This is a genomic window from Acidiferrobacter sp. (genome assembly GCF_054609335.1).
The window spans coordinates 41,213-65,751 of the sequence record NZ_JBTRWP010000006.1 but is presented as its reverse complement, the minus strand read 5'-3'; the positions used below and the strand labels follow the sequence as shown (position 1 = coordinate 65,751).

General features: G+C 62.0%; 20 protein-coding genes and 1 tRNA gene. 9 read left to right on the top strand and 12 right to left on the bottom strand.

Translation table 11 applies throughout. From position 1 onward, the window contains the following. Window position 1: 1 nt before the first annotated feature. The 5 genes from ACYCTF_RS02735 to ACYCTF_RS02715 all read right to left on the bottom strand — a co-directional run bounded on the left by ACYCTF_RS02735 (window position 2) and on the right by ACYCTF_RS02715 (window position 6,717). Entirely contained in the window at window positions 2–1,171 is a 1,170-nt protein-coding gene (locus ACYCTF_RS02735; RefSeq protein ID WP_461283767.1) for a phosphoglycerate dehydrogenase, read from the bottom strand. Then, window positions 1,171–2,256: a 3-phosphoserine/phosphohydroxythreonine transaminase gene (gene serC / locus ACYCTF_RS02730; RefSeq protein ID WP_461283766.1), complete on the bottom strand. Its 1,086-nt coding sequence runs from the start codon at window positions 2,254–2,256 to the stop codon at window positions 1,171–1,173. The genes ACYCTF_RS02735 and serC overlap by 1 nt, the downstream gene beginning before the upstream one ends. Further along, window positions 2,240–4,849 carry a DNA gyrase subunit A gene (gene gyrA, locus ACYCTF_RS02725; RefSeq protein WP_461283765.1) on the bottom strand — a complete coding sequence of 870 codons (2,610 nt, stop codon included), beginning with the start codon at window positions 4,847–4,849 and terminating at the stop codon, window positions 2,240–2,242. The genes serC and gyrA overlap by 17 nt, the downstream gene beginning before the upstream one ends. A gap of 675 nt (window positions 4,850–5,524) precedes the next feature. Then, window positions 5,525–6,148: an OmpA family protein gene (locus ACYCTF_RS02720; protein WP_461283764.1), complete on the bottom strand. Its 624-nt coding sequence runs from the start codon at window positions 6,146–6,148 to the stop codon at window positions 5,525–5,527. 275 nt (window positions 6,149–6,423) lie between these two features. After that, window positions 6,424–6,717 carry a zinc ribbon domain-containing protein gene (locus ACYCTF_RS02715; RefSeq protein ID WP_461283763.1) on the bottom strand — a complete coding sequence of 98 codons (294 nt, stop codon included), beginning with the start codon at window positions 6,715–6,717 and terminating at the stop codon, window positions 6,424–6,426. 233 nt (window positions 6,718–6,950) lie between these two features. Here ACYCTF_RS02715 and ACYCTF_RS02710 point away from each other — a divergent pair, with 233 nt between their 5' ends. The 4 genes from ACYCTF_RS02710 (at window position 6,951) to ACYCTF_RS02695 (ending at window position 13,887) form a co-directional block, all read left to right on the top strand. Continuing rightward, complete coding sequence (locus ACYCTF_RS02710) at window positions 6,951–8,345, top strand: MFS transporter (protein ID WP_461283762.1); 1,395 nt, start codon at window positions 6,951–6,953, stop codon at window positions 8,343–8,345. Window positions 8,346–8,403: 58 nt separating this feature from the next. Beyond that, window positions 8,404–9,249, top strand: a complete 846-nt coding sequence (locus ACYCTF_RS02705) for a DUF2459 domain-containing protein (RefSeq protein WP_461283761.1) — start codon at window positions 8,404–8,406, stop codon at window positions 9,247–9,249. Between the two features lie 150 nt (window positions 9,250–9,399). Beyond that, entirely contained in the window at window positions 9,400–11,508 is a 2,109-nt protein-coding gene (locus ACYCTF_RS02700; protein ID WP_461283760.1) for an EAL domain-containing protein, read from the top strand. A gap of 198 nt (window positions 11,509–11,706) precedes the next feature. Then, the gene (locus ACYCTF_RS02695) at window positions 11,707–13,887 is read left to right on the top strand and encodes an EAL domain-containing protein (RefSeq protein ID WP_461284516.1); all 2,181 of its coding nucleotides are present in this window, start codon (window positions 11,707–11,709) and stop codon (window positions 13,885–13,887) included. Between the two features lie 477 nt (window positions 13,888–14,364). Here ACYCTF_RS02695 and bioD read toward each other — a convergent pair whose 3' ends face one another. The 4 genes from bioD to ACYCTF_RS02675 all read right to left on the bottom strand — a co-directional run bounded on the left by bioD (window position 14,365) and on the right by ACYCTF_RS02675 (window position 18,255). Beyond that, window positions 14,365–15,084 carry a dethiobiotin synthase gene (gene bioD, locus ACYCTF_RS02690; RefSeq protein WP_461284515.1) on the bottom strand — a complete coding sequence of 240 codons (720 nt, stop codon included), beginning with the start codon at window positions 15,082–15,084 and terminating at the stop codon, window positions 14,365–14,367. Further along, on the bottom strand, window positions 15,081–16,136 hold the full coding sequence (gene pyrC / locus ACYCTF_RS02685; protein ID WP_461283368.1) for a dihydroorotase: 1,056 nt from the start codon (window positions 16,134–16,136) through the stop codon (window positions 15,081–15,083). The genes bioD and pyrC overlap by 4 nt, the downstream gene beginning before the upstream one ends. 135 nt (window positions 16,137–16,271) lie before the next feature. After that, window positions 16,272–17,138, bottom strand: a complete 867-nt coding sequence (fghA, locus tag ACYCTF_RS02680; RefSeq protein ID WP_461283363.1) for an S-formylglutathione hydrolase — start codon at window positions 17,136–17,138, stop codon at window positions 16,272–16,274. 7 nt (window positions 17,139–17,145) lie between these two features. After that, a complete protein-coding gene (locus tag ACYCTF_RS02675) occupies window positions 17,146–18,255 on the bottom strand; it encodes an S-(hydroxymethyl)glutathione dehydrogenase/class III alcohol dehydrogenase (protein ID WP_461283362.1) in 1,110 nt (369 codons plus the stop codon). A 519-nt stretch (window positions 18,256–18,774) separates the two neighbouring features. On the opposite strand from ACYCTF_RS02675, the gene ACYCTF_RS02670 reads away from it, so the two are divergent. The 5 genes from ACYCTF_RS02670 (at window position 18,775) to ACYCTF_RS02650 (ending at window position 20,591) form a co-directional block, all read left to right on the top strand. Beyond that, window positions 18,775–19,236, top strand: coding sequence for a host attachment protein (locus tag ACYCTF_RS02670; RefSeq protein ID WP_461283361.1), 462 nt, complete (start codon window positions 18,775–18,777; stop codon window positions 19,234–19,236). A gap of 152 nt (window positions 19,237–19,388) precedes the next feature. Beyond that, a tRNA-Arg gene (locus ACYCTF_RS02665) sits at window positions 19,389–19,464 on the top strand. 134 nt (window positions 19,465–19,598) lie between these two features. Further along, the gene (locus ACYCTF_RS02660; protein ID WP_461283360.1) at window positions 19,599–19,889 is read left to right on the top strand and encodes a hypothetical protein; all 291 of its coding nucleotides are present in this window, start codon (window positions 19,599–19,601) and stop codon (window positions 19,887–19,889) included. 118 nt (window positions 19,890–20,007) lie between these two features. Further along, entirely contained in the window at window positions 20,008–20,262 is a 255-nt protein-coding gene (locus ACYCTF_RS02655) for a type II toxin-antitoxin system HicA family toxin (RefSeq protein ID WP_461283359.1), read from the top strand. Beyond that, on the top strand, window positions 20,259–20,591 hold the full coding sequence (locus ACYCTF_RS02650) for a type II toxin-antitoxin system HicB family antitoxin (RefSeq protein ID WP_461283358.1): 333 nt from the start codon (window positions 20,259–20,261) through the stop codon (window positions 20,589–20,591). Before ACYCTF_RS02655 ends, ACYCTF_RS02650 begins: the two co-directional genes overlap by 4 nt. A gap of 255 nt (window positions 20,592–20,846) precedes the next feature. Here the strand turns inward: ACYCTF_RS02650 and ACYCTF_RS02645 are convergent, their stop codons facing one another. The 3 genes from ACYCTF_RS02645 to ygiD form a co-directional block, all read right to left on the bottom strand. Next, window positions 20,847–21,608, bottom strand: a complete 762-nt coding sequence (locus tag ACYCTF_RS02645) for an ABC transporter permease (RefSeq protein ID WP_461283357.1) — start codon at window positions 21,606–21,608, stop codon at window positions 20,847–20,849. Next, window positions 21,605–22,549: an ABC transporter ATP-binding protein gene (locus ACYCTF_RS02640; protein ID WP_461283356.1), complete on the bottom strand. Its 945-nt coding sequence runs from the start codon at window positions 22,547–22,549 to the stop codon at window positions 21,605–21,607. Before ACYCTF_RS02640 ends, ACYCTF_RS02645 begins: the two co-directional genes overlap by 4 nt. A 1,187-nt stretch (window positions 22,550–23,736) precedes the next feature. Beyond that, the gene (gene ygiD, locus ACYCTF_RS02635) at window positions 23,737–24,516 is read right to left on the bottom strand and encodes a 4,5-DOPA-extradiol-dioxygenase (protein WP_461283355.1); all 780 of its coding nucleotides are present in this window, start codon (window positions 24,514–24,516) and stop codon (window positions 23,737–23,739) included. Between the last annotated feature and the right edge of the window lie 23 nt (window positions 24,517–24,539).

The following is a 24,539-nucleotide window of genomic DNA, read 5'->3' as shown; positions in this document are numbered from 1 at the left end:
TTCAGGCCGAAATCTTGCGGGCCGACATCACGCCCGGAATGGCTGCGATCTCGCCATACACCGCGTCGGGCAGCACGCTGTCGAGATCGACCAGCGTATAGGCCAGATCACCCCGCGACTTATTGACGAGATTATGGATATTGAGTCCGGCGCGCGCCATGGCCGTCGAGATCTGGCCCACCATGTTCGGCACATTGGCATTGGCCACCACGAGCCGGCATGCCCCTTCCCGCGCCACCACGACTTCGGGGAAGTTCACCGAATTCCGGACGTTCCCGTGCTCGAGAAAGTCCTGCAGCTCCTCGGCCACCATGATCGCGCAATTATCCTCGGCCTCCTGGGTCGAGGCGCCCAAGTGGGGCAAGACCACGACCTTGGGATGGTTCTTCAAGCGGTTCGTCGGAAAATCGCACAGGTAGGCGTGCAGGTGCCCGGCGTCGAGCGCGGCCACCACCGCGTCATCGTCCACGACCCCCTCGCGCGCGAAATTGAGGACGGTCGCGGTGGGCTTTAGTAGTCCTACGGTCTTCCCATCGATCATGTGGCGCGTGGCATCGACCAGCGGCACATGAAAGCTCACGAAATCCGCGCGGCGCAACAGATCCGCAACGCTCGCCGCCTTCTGGACCTCCGCTGAGAGCTGCCAGGCCCCCTCCACAGTGAGTTCTGGGTCGAAGCCTACGACCTTCATGCCGAGCAAGAGGCCCGCATGGGCGACCATACGCCCGATCGCGCCCAGTCCCACGACGCCCAAGACCTTGCCCGGCAGCTCGCTGCCTGCATAGGCCTTCTTGCCCGCCTCGACCGCGCGACTGATTTGCGCATCCGTGCCCTCAAGACCCGAGGCGAATTCCCAAGCCCCGCGCAGATTGCGCGCGGCGATGAGAAGTCCCGCCACCACCAGTTCCTTGACGGCGTTGGCATTGGCCCCCGGGGCATTGAACACCGGGATCCCGCGTTGGCTCAAGGCCGCGACCGGGATGTTGTTCACCCCCGCCCCCGCGCGCCCCACAGCCTTGAGCCGCGGCGGCACAGGCATGTCGTGCATATTGAACGAACGAAGCATAAGGGCATCGGGGTCATCCAGGTCGGCGCCCACCTGAAAGCGCTGCGCATCGAAACGCTCCAGGCCACGCGGCGAAATCTGGTTGAGCGTCCGGACCTTGAACATCAGCCGCGTCTCCGCGCGAAGTCCCGTATAAAATCGACAAGCGCCGTCACACCCTCCTCGGGCATGGCATTATAGATGCTTGCGCGCATACCCCCCACCGATCGATGCCCCTTCAGCTGCAAAAGACCCGCCTGCCGCGACTCCTTGAGAAAGGCCTCGTCGAGACCCGGGTCTTGCAGGGTGAAAGGGACGTTCATCCACGAGCGACAATCCTTGGCTACCGGGCAGACATAAAAGCCGCCCGAGCCGTCTATGGCGTCATACAAAAGCCGGGCCTTGCGCTCATTGATGCGCGCCATGCCGGCAAGCCCGCCTTGGTCTTGCAGCCAGTCGAAGACCAGCCCGGCCATATAGATCGGGAAGGTCGGCGGGGTGTTGTACATAGAATCGTTCTCGACATGGATCTGATAATCGAGCATGGTCGGCATCCCGGGAAGCGCCTGCCCCACGAGGTCCTCGCGCACGATCACGACCGTAAGACCCGACGGCCCGATATTCTTCTGCGCCCCGGCATAGATCAATCCGAAGCGACTTACATCGATGGGCCGCGACAGTATGGTCGAAGACATGTCGGCCACGAGCGGCACCGCACCCGCGTCGGGGATGAAGGGAAACTCCACCCCACCTATGGTCTCGTTGGGGGTGTAATGCAGATAGGCGGCCTTCGGATCCAGGCGCCAGTCGGCGACCGCAGGGACGTCCGTGAAACCGTGCGCCTCGCCGCTTGCCGCGACGTTCACTTCGCAAAAGCGCTGCGCCTGGGCGATCGCCTTCTTGGACCATTCGCCGGTATGGATATAGTCGGCGCGCTGTTTGCCGCGCAGCAGGTTTATGGGCACCATGGCAAATTGCAGCGAGGCACCGCCCTGCAGGAACAGGACCTTATAGGAATCCGGTATCCCCATGAGGGCGCGCAGCGTGGACTCCGCGCGCGCGGCGATATCCAGAAACTCCTTGCCCCTATGGCTCATCTCCATGACCGACATGCCACTGCCATGCCAGTCGACGAGCTCCTCTTGCGCCTTACGCAAAACCGCCTGCGGCATGACCGCCGGGCCCGCCCCGAAATTAAATATCCGCGCCATCGTCGTCACCTGAGTCCGTCGCCTGTGTTTCGGCCTCGGCGTCTCCGTTACCAAGCGCCGCGGCCTCCTCGATCTTCTCCACGCCCACCAGACGCTCGTTGGCGTCCAGCCCCATCAAACGCACGCCTTGCGTGTTACGGCTTTGCAGGGATATCTCGCGGGCGCGCATACGGATCAGGCTCCCCGCGTCGGTGATCATCATGGCCTCGTCCTCGTCCCCCGCAAGGACCGCGCCCACGATCGCGCCATTGCGCTCGGTCACCTGCATGGAGATGACCCCTTGGCCGCCGCGGTTGTGGCACGGAAACTCCGAAAAGAGCGTGCGCTTGCCATAGCCCTTCTCACTCGCGATCAACACCGCCTGATCCCCCGTCCCGGGATCCACGATCATCAAGGACACCACCCGCTGGCCTTCGCGCAGGCTCAAGCCGCGCACCCCGCGGGCGTTACGGCCCATGGATCGCACGTCCGTTTCCTGGAACCGCACCGCCTTGCCGCCATTGCTGAAAAGAAGGATATCATTATTGCCCTGGGCGATGCCCGCACCCACCAGGACATCGTCCCCCACCAGATCTATGGCCACGATCCCGCTCGTGCGCGGGCGCGAGAAATCGGCCAGGGGGGTCTTTTTCACGGTCCCGTCCGAGGTCGCCATGAACACCGACTTCCCTTCCTTGAAGTCCGCAAGCGGCAGGATCGCTGTGAGCTTCTCCCCCTCGCCAAGCGGCAGATAGTTCACGATCGGGCGCCCTTGAGCGCCGTGGCCGGTCTGCGGCAGGTCATAGACCTTGAGCCAATAGGCCTTGCCGCGGTTCGAGAAGCAAAGCACGGTGTCATGCGTGTTCGCGACCACCAGGCGATCCACGAAGTCTTCCTCGCGCATGCGCCCGAAACTGCGTCCCTTGCCGCCGCGCCGCTGGGCCCGGTAATCGGCGAGCGGCTGGCATTTCACGTAACCTGCGTGCGATAAGGTGACGACGACCACCTCCTGCGCGATCAGATCCTCGCGACTCAAATCCAGGCGCCCGGCGAGGATCTCGGTGCGACGCCCGTCCCCATATTGGGTCTTGATCGCCGCGAGTTCCTCAGCCACGACCTCCAAAAGCCGCGTGTCGCTGCGCAGGATCTCGGACAGACCCTCGATCTTGCGCAAGATCTCCTGATACTCCTCATGGATCTTTTCGCGCTCCAGCCCCGTTAGGCGATGGAGTCGCAGATCCAGAATGGCCTGCGCCTGCGTCTCGGTCAGTACATAGCGGTCATCGAGCAGGCCCACGTCCAAGGGCAATCCCTCGAGGCGCGAGTGCGGACCCGCGTGACGCAAGAGTTCCGCCACGAAGCGCGCGGACCAGGCGCGCGCAAGCAAGGCCTGTCGGGCGCCCGCCGGGTCCGGCGCGGCCTTGATCAGATCGATCATAGCGTCGATATTCTCGAGCGCGACGGCGAGGCCCTCGAGGATATGGGCCCGCTCCCGCGATTTGCGCAACTCATAGAGCGTACGCCTCGTGACCACCTCACGCCGGTGACTGAGAAAGGCCTTCAATATCTGCGGCAGGTTCAAAAGCCGCGGTTGTCCCTCCTCGAGGGCCACCATATTGATGCCGAACACGGTCTGTAGTGCGGTCTGCTGATAGAGGTTATTCAGAATGACTTCGGCGTTCTCGCCACGCTTCAACTCGATGACCATGCGCATGCCCGACTTATCAGACTCGTCACGCAGCTCGGCGATGCCATCGAGGCGGCCTTCCTTGACTAGCTCGGCGATCTTTTCGAGCAGTCTGGCCTTGTTAACCTGATAGGGAAGTTCGGTGACGATCAAGGCCTGACGGTGCCCGGGGCGCTCTTCCTCGATCTCCACGCGCGAGCGCACATAGATCTTGCCGCGCCCGGTGGCGTAGGCCTCGCGGATCCCGGCGCTGCCGTTGATGATGGCGGCGGTCGGAAAATCAGGGCCTGGGATATAAGCCATCAAGGCTTCGACCGAGAGATCCGGGTCGGCGATCAGTGCCAGCAGCGCATTCACCACCTCGGTGAGGTTGTGCGGCGGGATATTGGTCGCCATGCCCACCGCAATCCCCGAGGAGCCGTTCACGAGGAGATTCGGCAAGGCCGTTGGCAGCACCGACGGCTCGTGCTCCGATCCGTCGTAATTCGGCGTGAAGTCGACTGTCTCCTTGTCGAGGTCGGCCAGGAGATCGTGGGCGATACGCGCCATGCGGATCTCGGTGTAACGCATGGCGGCGGGCGCATCCCCGTCCACGGACCCGAAGTTTCCCTGGCCATCGACCAGGGGATAACGCATGGAGAAGGTCTGGGCCATGCGCACGATGGTGTCGTAGACCGCGGTGTCACCGTGCGGGTGATACTTACCGATGACATCGCCCACCACGCGCGCCGACTTCTTGTAAGGACGGTTCCAGTCGTTGCTCAGTTCGCGCATGGCGAATAGTACGCGTCGATGGACGGGCTTCAGGCCGTCCCGCACATCCGGGAGGGCGCGTCCTACGATCACGCTCATGGCGTAATCGAGATAGGACTGACGCATCTCCTCTTCGAGATTGACGGGGATAGTTTCTTTGGCGAATTGATCCATTGGATTTGGGCCGCGACGCGACCTTAAGGACCTCTTTATGGGGCGTTCGAAACAGTCGCGCAGGATACCATAAAGGGCCCCCACGCCAAAGGTGAGGTCCGCGCCGCCGGCAAATGCCACCCCCGACCCCAGCCCCGTCCGGCTCCCAAAAAGCCAACATCCCATCGGCCGCACCGCCCGCCGCACCCCTTGCCGCCCCCCATCACCGGGAAGACTACCGGCCCAAGCCCGCCACAACCGACTGCGGTCCCCGGGCCCTAACGCGAAACGGTCCGACGATGATCTTCGTGTTGCAGGCGGGGGACGTCATCTCGGCGATTTTGCGCGGTTCCGATGCGAGACCATCAGCCACTCGGGCCTACGGGGCCCGTCAGTCGCACCAGGCGGCCCGATAAAAGTCCGATCTCCAGGGCCGCGGGCCCCGCGGCCCTGGGGGCCCGAGATAGACGGGAAGAAAGGCCGCGCCTGCCCGGCACGCGCTTGCCTCCGGGCTTGCCGCAATGCGCTTATGCCCGTACCAGAGATCTGACACAGAAACACCGCCGCGTCTCGCATAGGCTTGGCCTGAGAGACCGCCCCAACTCAACTGCAACAGAAAAGCGCCCAAAAAAAAGGGGGGGCGCAACGCCCCCCCTTTTTTTCAATAGCTACAAGTCAAAAGACTCACATCACCTTTTATCTGCCCTTCGCAAAAGCTCCGTTCGAGCCAGAAATTACCACCTCGACTCGCCGATTTTCCTGCCGACCAGCCGCAGTTTTGTTAGATGCCACGGGATATTCAGAGCGGTATCCCTTTGTTATCATACGCTGTGGCGAGATTCCCTCGTGAACTAAAGCATCTCGAACCGCATCAGCCCTTCGTCTTGAAAGCTTCTCGTTAACAATCGATGCAACCGGAAATGTGGCAAGAATCGCGCCCACGCCAGAGCCTGCGGCCGCGGCCCGCTCTGCAAAACCCCACTGATCGGGAAACCGCGAAACCACCAGGCCTACGAGTCCGACATAGATGATGCCGCTACCCAGGCCTTCGAGGACGCCGTAGTTTGCGTAGAGGAGACCCAGACTATCGGCGCGCACCGCCAACGCCCAGCTTGCCATCATCAGGCTTGCATCCACCGACAGCAGCGGGCGAGAACCCACACGGTCAACCAAGAATCCTTGCAGCGGCGACAGAAACGTCTGGAGGGCCACAAACAACGAGAACGCGGCCTGGACTGCGGCCAGGCTCGCGCCCAGCACATGCTGGAGCGGGCTTACAAAGAATGTCCCGGTGTATTGCGCGCTCGATATGGACATCATGGCGAGTACGCCCGAAGAAGAGCTATCCGTAAGCTTCAGCGGTCTTGCTGGGCGTTTTTATAGGCGAAGTGGGGCGAGCCATGCGGCACCTCGGGGTTCAGCCGATGCGACGGTCTGTCGCCTTGCACAAAGCAAGCGACATGCCAAAACCTTCGAGGCTCGTAACCGCGCGAGGGTGCTTTTTTTGCGCCGTTCCGAGGGCGCGGACTGCACACGTTAGGGGAACCGTGCCCAGAGTCGGGCCACGGCGAACGCCGACACCATTGCCGATTGCATCAGCGTAGGCCGGGGGATTTCCGCCAGCGTCTCAGGGTGGCGAGTCGCCAGTGCATATAAAAACGCACCAAGGGCGAGGCCTTGCGTGTCTCGAGGAGTTGTCGGACGCGCGAGCGCATCTCGGCAAGCCCCATCTCCTTCACAAAGGACTCACCGTCATGGCAATAGCTGCAATAAGGGCTGCCCGGCCGATGCTTCTTGTCGTAGATGACCGGCATCCCGCAACTCTGGCAGCGTGTACGCTCCGCGATCCATTGCTTTCTCAATGCCGCCAACAAAACCTTGAATCTCATCCCCATTTCCCAATCAAACCGCACGCCGTTTTTTAAGAATAACAGCCCCCACCGCATGGGGCTAGCGTCGCGCGCTCGGGTTTCGCAAGGTCCGCAGGAGGCGTACGTCGTAACGGAGACCCCGACGGCTCCGCGCGGCCATCGGGCCCGCCCGGGCCCGCATACCGCCTCTACGAGTTTTGATAGACTGCCCGCGGACGCGCCTGCGCGCGGACACCACTAGGGGGAGTGAAGTGGCCGATCCTGGCAACAAAAACGAGACCACGAGCACGACGCAGCCCGTACAGATCAGGGAGGCCCCGAGCGCGCACGCGCGCCCCGACCGCCTCGCGCGGCAGGCGGTGCGGGCGGCGAGCCTTGGAATGTTTCTCGACGGTTTCGATCTGAGCATCATGGCGATCGCCTTACTGCCCCTGCGGGCCGACTGGCATCTCAACGCCGGGGCGATCGGGAACCTCATGGCCGCGGCCCTCATCGGATCGCTTGTGGGTGGCCTTGTGGGCGGCCGTATGGTCGACCGTTTTGGACGCCGCGCCTTGCTCCTCCCCAATGTGGCCTTGTACGCGCTCGGGGCGCTGGCAAGCGCCGCCAGTATGGGCCTCACCAGCCTCTGGTTCGGCCGCTTCGTAGTCGGGCTCGCCATCGGCATGGACTACCCGCTGGTGGCCACGGTCGTCGCCGAATATAGCGCCCAAGGCGCGCGCGGACGGGGGTTTGCAGGCATCAATGTCGCATGGTACCTCGGGGCCCTGGCCTCGACCGTCTTAGGGCTCGCACTGCTCGCTATTGGACCCGACTCCTGGCGATTCATGCTAGGCGCGGCCTTGCTGCCGGCGCTGGTATTACTGTGGTTGCGCCGCCGCATCCCGGAATCGCCACGCTGGCTCGTCCGTTATGGCCGACGCGCGCAAGCCGACGAGGCCCTGCGGCGGCTGCACCCCGACTGGAGTGACCTACAAATCGATCAGGCGCTCACGGGCTTCGAAGGGACGCGGCGGCCACTGCGTGACCTACTGCGCGCCCCTTGGCGCGCGCGGCTTGCCTTGAGTCTCATTCCCTGGGCCTGTCTCGATATCGTGGGCCTTGGTATCGGTCTCTACTTTCCGCTCGTTCTGCGCATGCAAGGGCTGGCCGGCAACAACACCGCCGCCTCCGCGATCAATGCCGCCTTCCTGTTGGTATCGACACTCGGCATCCTGTTCATCTACAAGCGCTTGGACCGCTGGGGTCGCATCCCTTTGCAGTTTGCCGGATTCACACTCATGAGTGCAGGGCTGATCTTGTTCGCGTTCGGTATCGCCTTCCATGAGGCGTTGAACGTCTACGCAGGCTCCGCTGTCTATTCCCTGGGAACAGGCATCGGTCCGGGGGTGACTGCCATGGCGCTGGCCGTAGAGATATTCCCGACCGAATTACGCGCAAGCGCAGGCGGCCTCGCTACGGCCGTCTCACGCCTGGGCGCAGCGATATCGGCCATCCTCTTCCCGCGGCTCGAGAACGCCTTGGGGCTCGCGAATGTCTTGATCCTCATGGCCGGGGTCGCTCTGGTAGGTGCCTGGGTGACGCGCCTTTACCCAGTGGAGCCCGCAGGCCGAACCCTGGAGGCCCTGGAGGGGCGCGGTGAGTGACGGCCCATCATGCGTTGATTTGAGCCCAGGAGGCACCCCGCACCGAGATGGTCAGAGGGTGCCTGGTGCCAAGAGGCAGGCGGCGCGCGCGGCACGGTATGGCGCGCGCCGCCACGCTCTGGCACCTGCCATCGCCGTGACCATCCTTTTGCTCGGCGCCTGCGCGCGCCCCTCAGTACGGGCCCTGCCTGCGCACGGGCTTGCCTCAGGTCCACCCCTGGGCGTGCTGCGCGAGGGCTGGCATACAGGTCTCGTGGTCCCCGAAACCCGGCTTTCGGGCGCGCTACGCCCCCTGCGTGTGGACCTCGCGGGGGATCCTTTCGCGGTCATCGGCTGGGGCGAGCGACGCTATTACATGGCCCGCCACCCGGGTCCGCTGACCGGCCTCGCCGCCCTTTTTCCGTCGCGGAGCGTGGTCTACGTCAAGGGCTGGCGGCCACGTCCTGCCGATACGCAACACGTGATATGGCTGCGTCTCACACCACGCGATTGGCGGGGTCTGCGGGGTTTCCTCGGCCGCACCCTGGCGCATACGGCGCATGGCGGACTCGAGGCCCTCGGGGCCCATGGCCATCGGGGGCTGTTCTTTGCCTCCACCGACACCTACGATGCCTTCCATACGTGCAATACCTGGACTATGCAGGCTATGCGCGCCGCCCATCTGCCGGCGACGAGCGCCGGCATCCTGTTCGCGGGCCAAGTGAGTGCTGCCTTGCATGCCCGCCCCTTACGCCGCTTCAGAGACAAAGCACCCCGAGTACGCGCCCGGCGATCATCCACGGCGCGCGAAAGGACATCTCCGGTCCCGGCTCCCGAAAGCCCTCGACTGGCGTCCACGCGCCCGATTTTCCCAAGATCCCCCCGGGGGTCTTTTCTTGACAAGCAAGGAAGCGTCACCTATTGAGAATCAGTCCATCCAACAATGATCGCGTCCGGAGGACATGGCAAGCGCCCCCGACAAGGCGCCTTGTAAAGCCACGGGGTGTGCGGACCGGGACTCCCGGCACCGGACAGAGAGACGGCGACGCGCAAGGATACGAACCGGGGCACACCCATGCATGACGCCGTCGACGCCTACGGGCCCCAGGCCTCCGATGTGCTCGGTCGTGTACCGGCCTCCTACACGGAGGCCCTCACGTGCGACTTGTGCGCAACCTTCCAAAGAGGACTCGTGGCGCGCGCGGGCGCAGACGACGTCATAAGCCAGCTGACCCCCGATGACTTTTGGGAGAGCCTCGGAGCGCACCCCTTGTCGCGGCTGCTAGATACCGATCTCAAGGAACATGCCTTACGCCAGTCGGCGCGGGAAATGGGGCGCATCCTGGCCTATATCGGCGTCGAAAACGCGTGGCTCGTCGAAACCTATGACGAACTCATCTCAGTCCTTCGCCGACATATCGAACACTGGACCCTTCCCGAACAAGAACGTCGTTTCCTGCAAGACACGCTCGTGTCGCGCCTTATGGTCTCGCTCGGCGGTATCGTCGCAGGCCAACGGCAGGTCATGAAGAGCCAACAACGCGTGATGGGTGCCATCACGCGTCTGATCGAGACCTGCACGACTTTGAGTGACCTCGCCCGCGCGCTGCTCGACACCTTGTTGACGCTGGACGGCATGGTCGCCGGGACGTTCGCCAAACCGGACAAGTATGGCACCTTACAATACGAGATCGTCATCGGCGCGACCGTCGAACGTCACGCCTCGACCTTCGCCAACTATCAGCGCCTCCCCAACATCCATGGCGATGACGCGCTGGGGCGTGGGCCCTCGGGCTGCGCCTGGCGGTCCGGACAGATCCAACGCAGCCTGACGATCCTCCGCGAGCCCTCGTTTGCGCCCTGGCGCGAGATCGCCCGCGAACTCGGCTACGTCTCCTACGTCGCCATGCCCATCTTGGACGCGAACCGCGAACCCCAAGCCATCCTCTCGCTCTACCACTCGGCCCCCGGCTATTTCTCGACAGCCGACCGCAACAATCTTCTCGATAGGCTCCGTTCGGTACTGTCGGCCACCATCGCGCGACTCGGCCGGTATGCCCCGACCATCCACTACACGGCGCGCGCCGATTACCGCGAGCGCCTAGCCCATGGCGCTCTGACCCTCCTCTACCAGCCGGTCATCGATCTGAAGTCCGGGCGCCTCGCCAAGGTCGAGGCCCTCGCGAGACTCAACAACCCCGATGGCACCCACATACCGCCCGCGGACTTCCTCCCCGCCTTCGGGGCGGGCGATCTGCGCCGCCTCTTCGCGCTCGGCCTGCGACAGGCCATTACTGACCTGCGTCAATGGGAGGCACGCGGCCTTTTGACCGCAGTGGCCATCAACCTCCCCGCACAGGCGCTCGCCGACCTGGAATATCTAGAGATCGCAAAGACCACGCTTGGCGAAATGCCCATCGACCCCAGTCGCCTTGCCTTCGAGATCCTCGAGACTGACGACATCCAACCGGGAGAACCGACCCGGGGAATCCTCGCCCAGTGGCGTGAACTGGGCGTGCGCCTAGCACAAGATGATCTCGGATCGGGCTATAGCTCGCTTTTGCGGATGGAGCGGTTGGCGGTAGATGAAGTGAAGATCGATCAGGGCTTTGTCAGCACCGTCGCTCGCTCGCCCCGCAAGGCCCTGCAGTTCATTCACCACCTAACACGCCTTGCGCACGACGTCGGGCTTTCGGTGGTGATCGAAGGTCTCGAGAGCCGCGGACTCATAGAGGCCGCCACCATTCTCGGCGCGGATGCGGGCCAAGGATATGCGATCAGCCGTCCCATAACGGCGAACGCCCTTTCCTCCTGGAGCCGCGCCTTTCGTCTGTCCGTGGCGCCCGAGCAACCGCTCACAGCACTCGGGGCCTACGCAGCGCTGCTATTGCGCGCAGCGCTCCTGGGCCTCGCGCAGACGCGCCCCACCCTGGCACGCCATGTGGTCGCCGAACCGTGCGCTATCGCCACCTACATCGAGACGACGACGCCGGAGAATGCGGCCCTGAAGGAGGCCTATCGAGCGTTGACCGACACCATACGAGACGGTCTCGACCCGAAACATCACGAGGAGGCCCACAGACAGGTCGAACACCTCCTCTGCACCGAGATTCAACGCGAGGAAAATGCCGACCGGCTCGCCCATCCCCTACCCGGTGAGACCAACGAAAACTCCTCGCCCTGATCACTGAAAGCTCGAACTCAATGATGACGACGCCGCAGCCCTTAGGGCATGGCCGGGGCTGACCTAAGCTCTTGACAAATACGACTTTATGGTCGATTTATTAAAGGAATGACCTTGCTCGTTACGGGCGAGGCTGGAGGGTTGCGCTATGCGCGGAATCTACCACCATACCGCACCTAGTCGTTACGGGAGTCTGTCATGATGAACGAGGACCTCGACCCCTTTGGGCCGCACGCGCAGCATCTTCTCGGCATAGCGCAGCGGCACGTCTCGGATATCAACGAAGAATTGATCAGCGCCTTCTATCGAGGACTCTTTCGACATGCGGGCCCCAAAGACGTGATCGCGCTTCTGACGCCGGAGCAATTCGCGCAGACGCAGGAGCGGCCCCTTGCGCAGTTGCACCGTATCCTCGATCCTGATCTTGATCGCGAGACGCACGATAAGGAGTCGGTCGACATCGGCCAGGTCTATGGCTTCCTTGACGTCAAGGCCAGCTGGCTCGTCGACTCCTACGCGCTTTACCTGGAACGACTGCATCAGAGCCTCGAGTCCCGGATCGGCGACCCGGAGCAGCGTATGCGCATACGTTCGGCCGTGACGATGCGGCTTATGTCCAATCTGAGCGCCCATGTGCGCGGGCGCGAGGCGCTCGTGCGCTCTGAACAGCGGGCCCTCTCGCAAATATCCGGCCTGCGACACGGGGCGTTCACTCTGAATGATCGGATCCGCTGGGCGCTCGACATCTTGACGGAACTTCCCGGCATGGTCACGGCCGCCTTTGCCCGACCCGATAGCCGCGGCGATATCCAGCACGAGATCGTAGTGGGCAATAATGCGGAAAGCCATGTCGCGTCCCTTATCAACGAAAACATCGCCCCGAGCATACACGCCGATGATCCGCGGGGGCGCGGACCGGCGGGCCGCGCCTGGCGCAGCAATGAGATTCAACAGATCATCTCCATAGACTCCGACCCCACGCTTGCGATCTGGCACGAATACGCGCGTCAGTTAGGCTACGCCTCTGTGGCCACCATTCCCCTTACCGACAGCACAGGGTGCTCATACGCGCTGCTAAGCCTCTTTCACGCCTGGCCCGGCTATTTTGCGGCACCCCAGCGCGCCAATCTCTTGAAGCAGGTACGCGCCGCCCTCGAGGCGGCCATAGCGCATAGTACGGGCCCAGGTCGCGTCCTCAGCTACTCGACGCGCTCAGCCTATCGCGAGGCCTTGGGGCGGGGCGACCTCGTAATGCTCTATCAGCCGGTGATCGACTTGCGGACCGACGCCCTCGTGAAGGTCGAGGCCCTGGCGCGCCTCGATGGGCATGACGGGACCTACATCTCCCCCGGCGACTTCCTGCCGGCCTTTGGTGAACATGAGTTGCGCCAACTCTTCGCACTCGGTCTGCGTCGCACGTTGCTCGACCTGCAGGACCTAAGCGCGGCGGGCCTTACCACCTCGGCGGCCATAAACCTGCCGACCCAGGCGTTCGCCGACATGGAATACCTAAACATCGCCCGGGAAACCCTTCGGGAGTTTCCGATTGAGCCCGAACGGATAACGTTCGAGCTGCTCGAGACCGGCGAAATCGATACCAAGCAAGCGCGCGCACAACTGCTCCCCCTCTGGAAAGCGCTCGGCGTGAAGCTCGCCCAAGACGACCTCGGATCGGGATACAGTTCGCTTGCGCGCATGGAACAACTGGGCGTGGATGATGTAAAGATCGATCATAGCCTCGTAACGACCGCCGCGCAGGCACCCCATAAAGCGCTGCACTTCATATACAATCTGACGCACTTGGCGCACGACGTGGGGATCCGCGCCACAGTTGAGGGGCTCGAAAGCGAAGGCCTCATAGAGGCCGCGAGCATCCTCGGGGCCGACTTCGGGCAAGGCTACGCCATTGCGCGCCCCATGACGGCGCGCGACCTCGCGCGCTGGCGGCGTACACCGCTTGCCATTGAGCCGCGCCACCCACGCACCGCGCTGGGCGCTTATGCCACCATGATCATGCGTGATGCGCTCGTAGGGCTTGCGGGACCACGGCCGGAGTTTCTAAAGACCATCCTCGCCGAACCCTGCGGCCTCGGATCCTACCTACATACGCAGGGCCTCGAAAACACGGTGCTCGGGGGCGCCCACGCGCACCTTCGAGAATGCGCGCAAAACTGTGCGGGCTCGCTTCGGTACCTTGAAGCCCGTCGAACGCTCGAGCGCCTGCTGCGCGACCACATCACACAGCAAGGACCGGGGTCGGAAGCGCAAGAGAAAGGGCCTGCATCCGACGCCGGTCGGCGGGCCCCGCAAACGATGACGCGCGAGGCGCGCGCGGTCGTGCCTCGCAGCGGAAGACGCGGTCACCGGACCATGCACTGATCGGGCCGCGCCTCGCGCGTCCTGGCCCCCATCGTCTCGCTCACCCGACATGCAAGGGCGCCTGTGCCGCGACCCAACGACCCCAGGCAGCGCTCGCCCCAACGCGGCGCCAGACCTCGCTCGACGGCCGCGCCCCTGGGAAAGATGGGGCCGCCCGAGAAGCGACACCTGTCTGTCACAGCGGGTTCACGTCTCCGCCATCAAACTCCGCCACAATAGGCAGGTCCTGGACAGAAAGGGACTTCGACATCATCACAAGAACTTGAAACCAGGACTAACCAAGGGGCCAGGACGGCAACGGGACGCAGGGACGCGTACACCCTCCCCACAAGCAGAATGTCTCCCCTTCAGTCCACCTAACGCGAAGCGCAAGTGAGCGCCTCGCCAGAAGGACCTATGGGGCGGGACACGAAAGACCCGGCCTCGCAGCGGAAAACCGCCCATGATGGGCGGCATCCCGAACTTTGAGCGAGACCCTCAAGGGATTATGAGATGGCGAGCTGCGAATTCGGGATCGAGGGGCGCGTGATAGGGAATGATGCCAAGACACGGCACCGACATATGATCGCGCAGGCCCTCGAGGGTGCCGGCCGCGAGATCCGGCGCAAGCCATGTGCCCACCCAGCCTACGAGCGGCAACTTGCGGGCCAGGATCGCCTCGCAGGTCAAAAGGGCATGATTGATGGCGCCCAGCCGCAAGCCCACGACCAGCACGATAGGTAAACCGAGCGCCGCCGCAAGGTCAGCGAAGCCCGCAGTGGCCGTGAGCGGCACCAGAAAGCCCCCCGCGCCCTCCACGACCACCCGCTCCACGTCCCGCGCCTGCTCCCGCACGAAGCGCTCGATGGCCTGAAGATCGATGCGACATCCTGCCTGCCCGGCGGCGAAATGTGGGGCGATGGCCGGCGGGAAGGTGTAGAGCGCGCAGTCGCCCACCGTGCGCGGCGGCACGCTCGCCCGCCTCAACGCCTCGACGTCCTCATAGAGCCCCCCTTCGACCATGCCGGAGACGACCGGCTTGAGCCCGGCCACGCGCAGACCTTGCGCCGCATAAGCGCGGACGAGCGCGGCACTGACGAGGGTTTTGCCAACCCCAGTGTCGGTGCCCGTAACGAAGACACCCTTCACGACTCGCTCATCCGCAGGCTGCGATCCCTGACGCGCATCCGACAGGCCGTAGGCCTCGGACGATATCATGCGTCCGCCCCTTCGATCCGAAAGGCCACGGTCTCACCCGCCCGGAATGGGACTAGGCTGTCAGCGATACCCACCGCGGCAAGATCGATGGCCGGTGGGACCGGCCAAGGGGCCTCGATGAGCGTGATGCGATCGCGATTGGGCGCCAGGCCGTAAAACGCCGGACCATGGAGGCTCGCAAAGGCCTCGAGCCTCCCCAAAGCGCCTACCGCCTGGAAGACCTCAGCATAAAGTTCGATCCCGGCGTGCGCGGTATAAAGACCCGCGCAGCCGCACGCCGCCTCCTTGGTGGCGCGCGCATGGGGCGCGCTATCCGTCCCGAGGAAGAACTTGGGGCTTCCCGAGATCGCCGCCTCGACCAAGGCCACGCGGTGGCGTTCGCGCTTTAGGACCGGCAGGCAATAGGCGTGCGGGCGCATCCCCCCGCGAAACATGGCATTACGATTCAAAAGCAGGTGGTGGGCGGTCAAGGTCGCAGCGACCGTCTCCGGGGCGGACCGCACGAAGGCTATCCCGTCTGCGGTCGTCACATGCTCGAGGACCACCTTCAGGCGCGGGAAGCGGGTGACGATCCGTGCAAGGACCCGCTCGATAAAAATCGCCTCACGATCGAAGACATCCACCGCAGAATCGGTGACCTCGCCGTGCACAAGCAGGGGCAGGCCCACGGCCTCCATGGTCGCGAGCGTGTCATAACAGCGCTCGATGTCAGTGACGCCCGAGTCGGAATGGGTGGTGGCGCCCGCCGGATAATACTTGACCGCATGGATATGGGCGCTCGCCCGCGCGCGCTCGATCTCAGCGGGCGTCGTATTGTCGGTCAGATAGAGCGTCATGAGCGGCTCGAAATCGGATCCCGCCGGCCGTGCCTTCAGGATCCGTTCGCGGTAGGCGTGGGCCTCGGCCACAGTGCGCACCGGCGTCTTCAGGTTGGGCATGACGATGGCGCGGGCGAAACGCCGCGCCGTATCGGGCAGGACCGCGCGCAGCATCGCGCCATCGCGTAAGTGAACATGCCAATCGTCGGGACGTATGAGCGTAAGCGACACAATTTCACCGATCAGTCGTTATCCAAGAGATGCGGCCCGCGCCGAACCCGCCGGCGGCATCATAATGCCGCCCCATAAAGGTGAGGACGGACCCCTCCATCATACGCGAGCAGGGGACTTGCGGCCTATCGAGGGGCGTCAAGCTACGGGGTCGCGGGACGCGAGACCTAAGTGCCGGGCATGAAAGGCTAAGTGATCGCCGATGAAGGTGGCGATGAAAAAGTAGCTGTGGTCGTAACCGAGATGCCAACGCAAGGTGAGTGCACCGCCGCCCAGGCCTTCGAGCCATTGGGTCTTCAGCTCCCGCTCGAGATAGGGGTCATCGCAGCCCTGATCCACCAATATGGGTAGACACACCTGCCCACCCTGCGCTTTCAGGAGCGCAATCGTGTCGTAATCCCGCCATTGCGCATCATCGTCCCCCAGGAAGGCCCGAAAGGCCTTCTGACCCCAGGGCGTGGCGCTCGGGGCGCACACCGGGGCAAAGGCCGACAGGGAGCGGTAACGATGGGGATGGCACAGGCCCGTGCTCAAGGCCCCATGCCCCCCCATGGAATGCCCGCAGAGGCTCTGACGCTCGCAGTCCACGGGAAACGACGCGGCGATCAGGGCCGGAAGTTCCTCACTGATATAGCGCCGCATCCGGTAATGACGACCCCAAGGCTCCTCGGTGGCGTCGACGTAAAAAGAGGCGCCGGCGCCGAGATCCCAATCGCGCGCCTCGTCCGGTATGCCCGTCTGCCGTGGACTCGTGTCGGGCGCCACGAGCGCGAGCCCCCACTCCGCGGCATAGCGCTGCGCCCCTGCCTTGATCATGAAGGTCTCCTCCGTGCAGGTCAGTCCCGCAAGGAAATACACCACAGGGACGCGCGCCGCGGCCGCCTGCCTCGGAAGATAGATCGAAAACCGCATGGGTCCGCGACAGCTTTCCGAGGCGTGCTCATAGCGACGTACGCGCCCGCCGAAGCTTGCGTGATCCTCTAAGAGCTTCAAGTCAGCTGGCATGGGCATCCTAAAAAGTCAGCACAGACCGGATCGACTCACCGCGATGCATGAGATCGAAAGCGGTGTTGATCTCGGCCAAGGGCAGCGTATGCGTGATCAGGTCGTCGATATTGATCTTGCCCTCCATGTACCAGTCCACGATCTTCGGCACATCGGTCCGGCCACGCGCGCCCCCGAAGGCCGAACCGCGCCAGTTTCGTCCGGTCACAAGCTGGAAGGGGCGCGTCCGGATCTCCTCACCACTTGCCGCTACGCCTATGATGATGCTCGTGCCCCAGCCCTTGTGGCAGCACTCCAGGGCCTGCCGCATCGTGGCCACACTCCCTATGCACTCGAAGCTGTAGTCAACACCACCTTGGGTCAGGCCCACTAGATAGGACACGAGATCGCCTTCGACCTCGCGCGGATTCACGAAATGGGTCATGCCGAAACGTTCAGCCATGGCGCGTTTATTGGGATTAATGTCGACGCCGATGATCATGTCCGCCCCCGACAAGCGGGCTCCCTGGATCACGTTCAACCCGATACCGCCGAGACCGAACACGGCCACCTTGTCGCCGGGACGCACCTTGGCCGTATAAATCACAGCACCGATGCCCGTCGTCACGCCGCAGCCGATATAACACACCTTATCGAAGGGCGCGTCTTCGCGGATCTTCGCCACCGCGATCTCGGGCAGGACCGTGTATTGGGCGAAGGTACTCGTACCCATGTAATGAAAGAGCGGCTTTCCACCGATAGAGAAGCGGCTGGTCCCGTCAGGCATCACGCCGCGACCCTGGGTCTCGCGAATCGCCTGGCAGAGGTTGGTCTTGCCGCTCAGACAGTATTCGCAGACCCGGCATTCCGGGGTGTAGAGGGGGATGACATGGTCACCCGGCCGTACCGATCGCACGCCGGGCCCCACCTCCACGACCACGCCCGCGCCCTCGTGACCCAGGATCGTGGGGAAGAGGCCCTCCGGATCTGTGCCGGACAGGGTATAGGCATCGGTATGGCAGACCCCAGTCGCGTGGATCTCGACCAACACCTCACCGGCCCGCGGCCCGTCGAGCTGCACGGTCTCCACTTGCAAGGGTTGATCAGCCGCGTAGGCGACCGCCGCGCGTACGTCCATACCACCTCCCATCTGGCGAGCGGTGCCGTCCTCTATGGAAAGCGATCGGCGCCACCCTAGTTAATTCATTAAGGACTTATGCAGCCCACCGTCCAGGCACCAGAGCGCTGGTATCGGCCGATGAGCACAACTGAAGCGGGGCCGGAGCTTGCAGGCCTAGGCGAGGCCCGAGAGGTGACAAGACCGCCCCATCACACCCAGGCGAGCCGCGAGCCCCGATGACGGCCATGCTACCTGAGGTTCCCAGCCCCTGAAAAGCGCCGAAGGGCCGAAGCTCACGCGCCCCATGACACGCAGATCGCAACGAGGACAGGCGGCGCGGCGGCCTTATCCCGCAAAAGGTGCGCCCTGTCGGTCGATAAACCGGAGAGGAAGACTCAGCACAATGAACGCCGAGCAAAACGCGTCTAAAATCCGTGTCTTATGCGCCGCTTCCGCATCGGGGCGGCGGGGCGTAGCATGGTCATCGACGGATCCAATCTGCCCTCAAATGCAGGACGACAAGGGAGCCTCGAACCTATGGAGTACACGTGGATATTGGTCGCTGATCGGACGCGTGCCCGAATTGTCGCAAAACCCAATGCCGTGCCAGCCAACGGTCACCCATGGCAAGAACTCGAACCGCTCGTTTACCCTGAGGCACGCGTCTCGGATCGGGCCCTGTCGGCCGACAAGCCAGGGCGCGCTTTTGACCGCAAAGGCTCAGGGCGACACGCGATGTCCGCTGAGGCGTCAGCCAAAGAAGAGGCCGCCGAACGCTTCGCCAAGACCGTCGCCCGGGTCTTGGATAAGGGGCGCACCAACCACCTCTACCAATCCCTCATTCTGGTCGCCGAACCCGGATTCCTGGGCACCTTGCAGGCCAATCTTTCTGCGCAGACTGCCAAAAAAGTGGTCGATAAGATTCCCAAGGATCTCACGACGCGCCCCTATAAGGAGCTGACCCAAAACCTGCGCGAACTCCTGCGACCGCGAGGCTGACGCGCACCAAAAGCTGAGACCTTGCGTCAAGACCAAGGCGCTAGGTCTGGTCTATCACCCATCCACGACAGTGCCACCCCAAAGACCGCCGCCGCTCCCGGAGCTGCCTGGCCTTTGGGTGCGGCGCCGCCTTGCGTATAATGCCCACGCTCGCCCCGGTAGCTCAGTGGATAGAGCAGCCGCCTCCTAAGCGGCAGGTCGCCGGTTCGATTCCGGCCCGGGGCACCAACAAATCAATGACTTAGCAGCGTCACAAGAACCCCGCACTCCCCGAGCTTGCTGTAATGGCGCTGTAACCGTGTAGCAAACAGAGGTGTCCTACCCTCACTAACACGCTATAGCTATAAAGGGGGGCAGGGCGCATGGCATCATTCATTCCGCGCAAGGGTCCAGGCGGCAAACGTGTCTGGCAGGCGCACGTTCGGCGTCGGGGGTACCCCGCGCAGGTCAAGACCTTCGATACCAAGGCCGCCGCGGAGGTATGGGCGCGGCGCATCAAGGAGGAGATCGACCGGGGCGTGTTCGTCTCACGCGCTGAGGCCGAGAACACGACCCTGGCCGAGGCCCTGGACCGCTATGCCCGCGAGGTGCTGCCAACCAAAAAGAGCACGCGCCCCGTCACCTACCATGCCCGGAATGTGCGGGAGGTGTAGGCGAGTCGTGATCGTTTGGACGAAAAACGTCCAAGCCTTGTGAATCAGCAAGATAGAGTGGCTTCCAATAAGCGTAGCGTACTTCCCCACTGCTTGCAGTTTCCGCTATCATTGCGACATGAGCAAGGCCCATCAAAAAACGTTGCAGGCCGTCTTTCGGCAACCCACACCAGGGACCGTCGTGTTTGCTGATATCGAGGCCCATTTTGTGGCGCTCGGCGGCGAAGTCCAGGAACGGGAGGGGTCGCGGGTCAAGATCACGCTCAAGGGCGAGCAATGGCGATGCCATCGCCCGCATCCTGGGAAAGAGGCCCGGAAGTACCAAGTCGAGGAAGCGAGAGGGTTACTGAAACACGCAGGAGTGACACCATGAACACCATGACGCACAAGGGTTATGCGGCCCGGATCGAATTTGACGAACGAGACAACATTTTCGTAGGAAGGGTGCTGGGAATCCGCACCATCATCAGCTTCCACGGGGAAACGGTCTCCGAGCTACGCACCGCGTTCATCATTGCGTTGGAGGATTATCTGGAAGATTGCGTAACCCAGGGCGTGGCGCCGGAAAAACCAGTCTCCGGAAATCTCATGCTGCGGGTGCCACCCGAAGTGCATAACGCGGCCATCGTGGCCGCGCAGGCCTCCGGGAAAAGCTTAAACCAATGGGCGGCCGAGGTCTTAAAAGAGGCGGCCGAGCTCTAGTCCCTGTGGGGCATCGAAACCGTAACGCCATTTGGACCAAATTTGGTCCACTCGGTCCATGTGCGCATTCCGGCCATTGCTGCCACCCAGTCCGGCCGTTGCTGCCACGCCATCGGAGCGATTTGAAGGCGGGATACTGTGACCGCTTAGCGAAGAAGTTACTAAAGGCCGCCTGGAGGTACCATCTCCACACCAACAGAGGTTTTACACGTAAGTCCGGGGCGCCTCTCCGTAGCATAACCCCTCGGCCGCGGGTTACGTCTTGAGCCGATAGCCCGTCTTGAAAATCCAGCCCACGATCGCCATGGAGACAAGCAAAAATCCCAAGGTCACGCCCAAACTAATGCCGACCCCCACATCCGCCAATCCGTAGAAGCTCCAGCGAAAACCACTTATGAGATAGACCACCGGGTTGAACAAAGCCACAGTGCGCCAGAACGGGGACAGCATGCCGATCGAGTAAAAACTGCCGCCAAGAAAGGTTAATGGCGTCACGATCAAAAGTGGTATCACTTGCAGCTTTTCAAACCCATCCGCCCAAATCCCAATAATAAAACCGATAAGACTAAAAGTCGTCGCTGTCAGAAGCAGAAACGCCACCATCCAGAGCGGGTGCTCCACATGCAGCGGCACAAAAAGCCCCGCAGTTGCAAGAATTATAATCCCCAAGACGATCGACTTCGTCGCGGCTGCACCGACGTAACTCAGCACTATCTCCATTGTGGATACTGGCGCCGACAAAAGCTCATAGATCGTGCCCGTAAATTTCGGAAAGTAGATAGCGAAAGATGCGTTCGAAATACTCTGCGTCAGAAGCGATAACATGATGAGTCCGGGCACGATGAAAGCACCGTAGCTTACCCCACCAACAATGGGCATACGCGAACCGATCGCGGAGCCGAATACTATGAAATAAAGCGATGTGGAAATTACAGGGGAGACGATGCTTTGCATCAGCGTTCGCGAGGTCCGGGCAATCTCAAATCTATAAATTGCGCGAACTGCATAAAAATTCATGACTCCTCCCTTACTAGGCTCACGAAAATCTCCTCCAGAGAGCTCTGGTTGGTCCGCAAATCTCGGAACTGGACTCCAACATCACAAAGGCGCTTAAGGAATTCTGCGATGCTGACGCGTTCATCCTGCGCGTCGTACGTGTATATTAACTCACTGCCATCTCTGGATAGCTCCAAATGATACATCAAAAGCTCGGCTGGAATCTGCCGCAGCGGAGTTTGCAACTCCAGAGACAGCTTTTTCTTGCCGAAATCGCGCATAAGTTCTACTTTGTCCTTCACAAGAATGATCTCGCCCTTTCTCATCACTCCGATTCGATCCGCCATTTCTTCAGCTTCGTTTATGTAGTGCGTGGTCAGTATAACTGTGACACCGGAATCTTTAAGGTTACGAACCAAATGCCACATATCACGCCTGAGATCGACATCTACGCCGGCTGATGGCTCATCGAGAAACAGCACGCTCGGTTCATGGGAAAGAGCCTTCGCAATAAGAAGCCGCCGCTTCATGCCCCCGGAGAGCGTTATAATTTTATTATGTCTTTTCTCCCATAATGAAAGATCTTTCAGAATTTTCTCGATGTGGGTCGGGTTGGGTGGCTTACCGAACAAGCCGCGACTGAAGGAGACGGTTCCCCAAACAGTTTCGAACGCATCCGTAGTTAATTCCTGCGGTACGAGACCAACCAAAGAACGAGATGCCCGGTAGTCGCGGACGATATCGTGCCCATCAATCATGATGGTTCCTGTGCTGGCGTTGGAAATGCCGCAGATAATGCTTATTAGCGTAGTCTTGCCGGCGCCGTTCGGCCCCAGCAAAGCAAATATTTCGCCTTTATGGATATCCAGATTGACGCACTTCAGTGCCTGGAAACCTGAAGAATATACCTTAGATATATTTGAGATCTGGAGGATTGGCTGCTTTTTATCCACTGTTATCACATCACTTCCTATTTATCTATTGGATTACGCATTTTCCGCCCATAACGGACCCGATCATTGGAACGTTCGCCACCATGTTGATGCGCATATCGTATGCACGACCACAAATACGGATGTGAGCCGGCTGACGCGGGGCAGCAAGCCATGTCCCGCGCGTCATTTCGGTCGGTGACTATAGAAAGACTCCCGAAAATTTCGGCTACGGTTCTCGCGCCGCCACGCGCACCAATGGACATGGCATACGCGACATACGGTGAGTATATGCGTAGCATGGTACTTCCCCAAGGTGCGTCCCGCCACGACGCCTAGGAGCCACCAAGTGCGCCTGCCTGCGTTTCATCTCACAATCGCCTACGAATGCATTTACGGGAAATAACGGCCATGTGGATTTGTGTTGCATGAGGCAATGGGTGGTCCTCTCAGAAAACCGTATATAGCGCTCTGCGCGCACTGAATGGAGGTTCTCTGAAAAACGGGCCCTCTTTAATACGAACCACCATAACGGAAGGGCCAGCTCCGGTTTTGTTTGTGCCGTCGGCATTATCAGTGTGGCGCGAAGGGCACTCAAGACCGTCTTGAAAAAATCACGATCTCATAGGGGGGCGGCACCGCCGGACAACCGTATGGGCCCGCCCCCATCTGTTCCGTTATCCGCGCCTCCAGTACCCCATCAACACTGTCTCCACAAGCTTCGCGAGTCCCTCCGGCCTATTCAGCAACCCTGGCAACGTAGCTCGACCTCCGTTAATCTCATGATCTGCCACGGCCTTGATCTCCTGGGTAAGTTCACGTCTTGATAGCGCCTATTTACTGGATTGAGACGGCGACACCAACCGACTAGGCTCGGCGACTATAGCAGTTTAGCGATGTAACCGCGGGCGGCCTGTTGTGGCTAAGACCAACGGAGCGTATGGGCACGCTCGCCTGAGCGGCCTGCCCCTATAAGCCATCGCTGAGCACCTGAACCGCTGCCCACAGGGAAGCGAGGCCACGCAAGCTGCAAGCTGTATATATGGAAGCTAGACGCTTCGCATGATCAGGGCGATATGGCGAAGCGCCCACGCGAGATTGGGCGCACGGGACAGCCACTCATCTATCCGCAACAGGGACGTACCGAAGCGCACCCGTCAGGCGGGATCCGTGCAGGTGGGCGTGGTAGCTCCTTACAAAACCGGGATGGCCGCGAGCTAGCCCATCTGCACGGCCAACATTGAAACCGACCCTCCCTCGATGCCCGCGACCGGGAAGCGTATGCCCTCGCCGGGCTGCCCGGCACCGAGGACATAGAGCAACGGCAAGTAGTGATCCGGCGTCGGGATCGATAGGATCGCATCCGGTCCGAGGGCCTCGTAATCGATGAGCGCTGCGTAGTCGCGGGCCAACATCAGTTCCTTGGCCCGGCTTTCGAATCGCGCAGCCCAATCGTAAGGCTCCCGCAATGGCTGGCCCCAGGCATACGCACGGAGATTGTGTATGAGATTGCCGCTTCCAAGAATCAGTATGCCTTCGTCCCGTAGGGGCGCAAGCTCGCGGCCGATATCGAAATGGAAGCGTGGCGCCCGGGTTGCGTCAATGCTTAACTGCACAATGGGGATGTCGGCATTGGGATAGACATGGCACAGGACGGACCATGCGCCGTGATCGAGCCCCCAGGTGTCATCCGCTTTCACAAGAAGTGGTGCTAGGCGCTCTTGAACCCTGCGGGCAAGCGCCGGATCGCCTGGCGCCTTGTACTGAACCTGGTAGAGTTCTTTGGGGAAACCGCCGAAATCGTGAATGGTGCGCGGCGCTACAGAGACAGTCACGGCCGTCTCGCGCCCATACCAGTGCGCCGAGATTGCCAGGATCGCCTTGGGCCTTGGTATTTCCTCGCCCAGCCGTCGCCATGCCTCAGTGTAATCGTTGCACCCCAGCGCATTGAGGGGGTTACCATGCCCGAAGAAAATTGCCGGGAGTCTGTCGGCCATCGTCTATTACCTCGCTCTTTCTG

Bases quoted from the DNA above. Each gene is read 5' to 3' on its own strand.
- gyrA (WP_461283765.1), bottom strand. From the start codon at position 4,849: ATGGATCAATTCGCCAAAGAAACTATCCCCGTCAATCTCGAAGAGGAG.
- ygiD (WP_461283355.1), bottom strand. From the start codon at position 24,516: ATGGCCGACAGACTCCCGGCAATTTTCTTCGGGCATGGTAACCCCCTC.
- ACYCTF_RS02645 (WP_461283357.1), bottom strand. From the start codon at position 21,608: ATGAATTTTTATGCAGTTCGCGCAATTTATAGATTTGAGATTGCCCGG.
- ACYCTF_RS02650 (WP_461283358.1), top strand. From the start codon at position 20,259: ATGAACACCATGACGCACAAGGGTTATGCGGCCCGGATCGAATTTGAC.
- serC (WP_461283766.1), bottom strand. From the start codon at position 2,256: ATGGCGCGGATATTTAATTTCGGGGCGGGCCCGGCGGTCATGCCGCAG.
- ACYCTF_RS02695 (WP_461284516.1), top strand. From the start codon at position 11,707: ATGATGAACGAGGACCTCGACCCCTTTGGGCCGCACGCGCAGCATCTT.
- ACYCTF_RS02700 (WP_461283760.1), top strand. From the start codon at position 9,400: ATGCATGACGCCGTCGACGCCTACGGGCCCCAGGCCTCCGATGTGCTC.
- ACYCTF_RS02715 (WP_461283763.1), bottom strand. From the start codon at position 6,717: ATGAGATTCAAGGTTTTGTTGGCGGCATTGAGAAAGCAATGGATCGCG.
- ACYCTF_RS02670 (WP_461283361.1), top strand. From the start codon at position 18,775: ATGGAGTACACGTGGATATTGGTCGCTGATCGGACGCGTGCCCGAATT.
- ACYCTF_RS02720 (WP_461283764.1), bottom strand. From the start codon at position 6,148: ATGATGTCCATATCGAGCGCGCAATACACCGGGACATTCTTTGTAAGC.
- ACYCTF_RS02675 (WP_461283362.1), bottom strand. From the start codon at position 18,255: ATGGACGTACGCGCGGCGGTCGCCTACGCGGCTGATCAACCCTTGCAA.
- ACYCTF_RS02655 (WP_461283359.1), top strand. From the start codon at position 20,008: ATGAGCAAGGCCCATCAAAAAACGTTGCAGGCCGTCTTTCGGCAACCC.
- bioD (WP_461284515.1), bottom strand. From the start codon at position 15,084: ATGATATCGTCCGAGGCCTACGGCCTGTCGGATGCGCGTCAGGGATCG.
- ACYCTF_RS02660 (WP_461283360.1), top strand. From the start codon at position 19,599: ATGGCATCATTCATTCCGCGCAAGGGTCCAGGCGGCAAACGTGTCTGG.
- ACYCTF_RS02735 (WP_461283767.1), bottom strand. From the start codon at position 1,171: ATGTTCAAGGTCCGGACGCTCAACCAGATTTCGCCGCGTGGCCTGGAG.
- fghA (WP_461283363.1), bottom strand. From the start codon at position 17,138: ATGCCAGCTGACTTGAAGCTCTTAGAGGATCACGCAAGCTTCGGCGGG.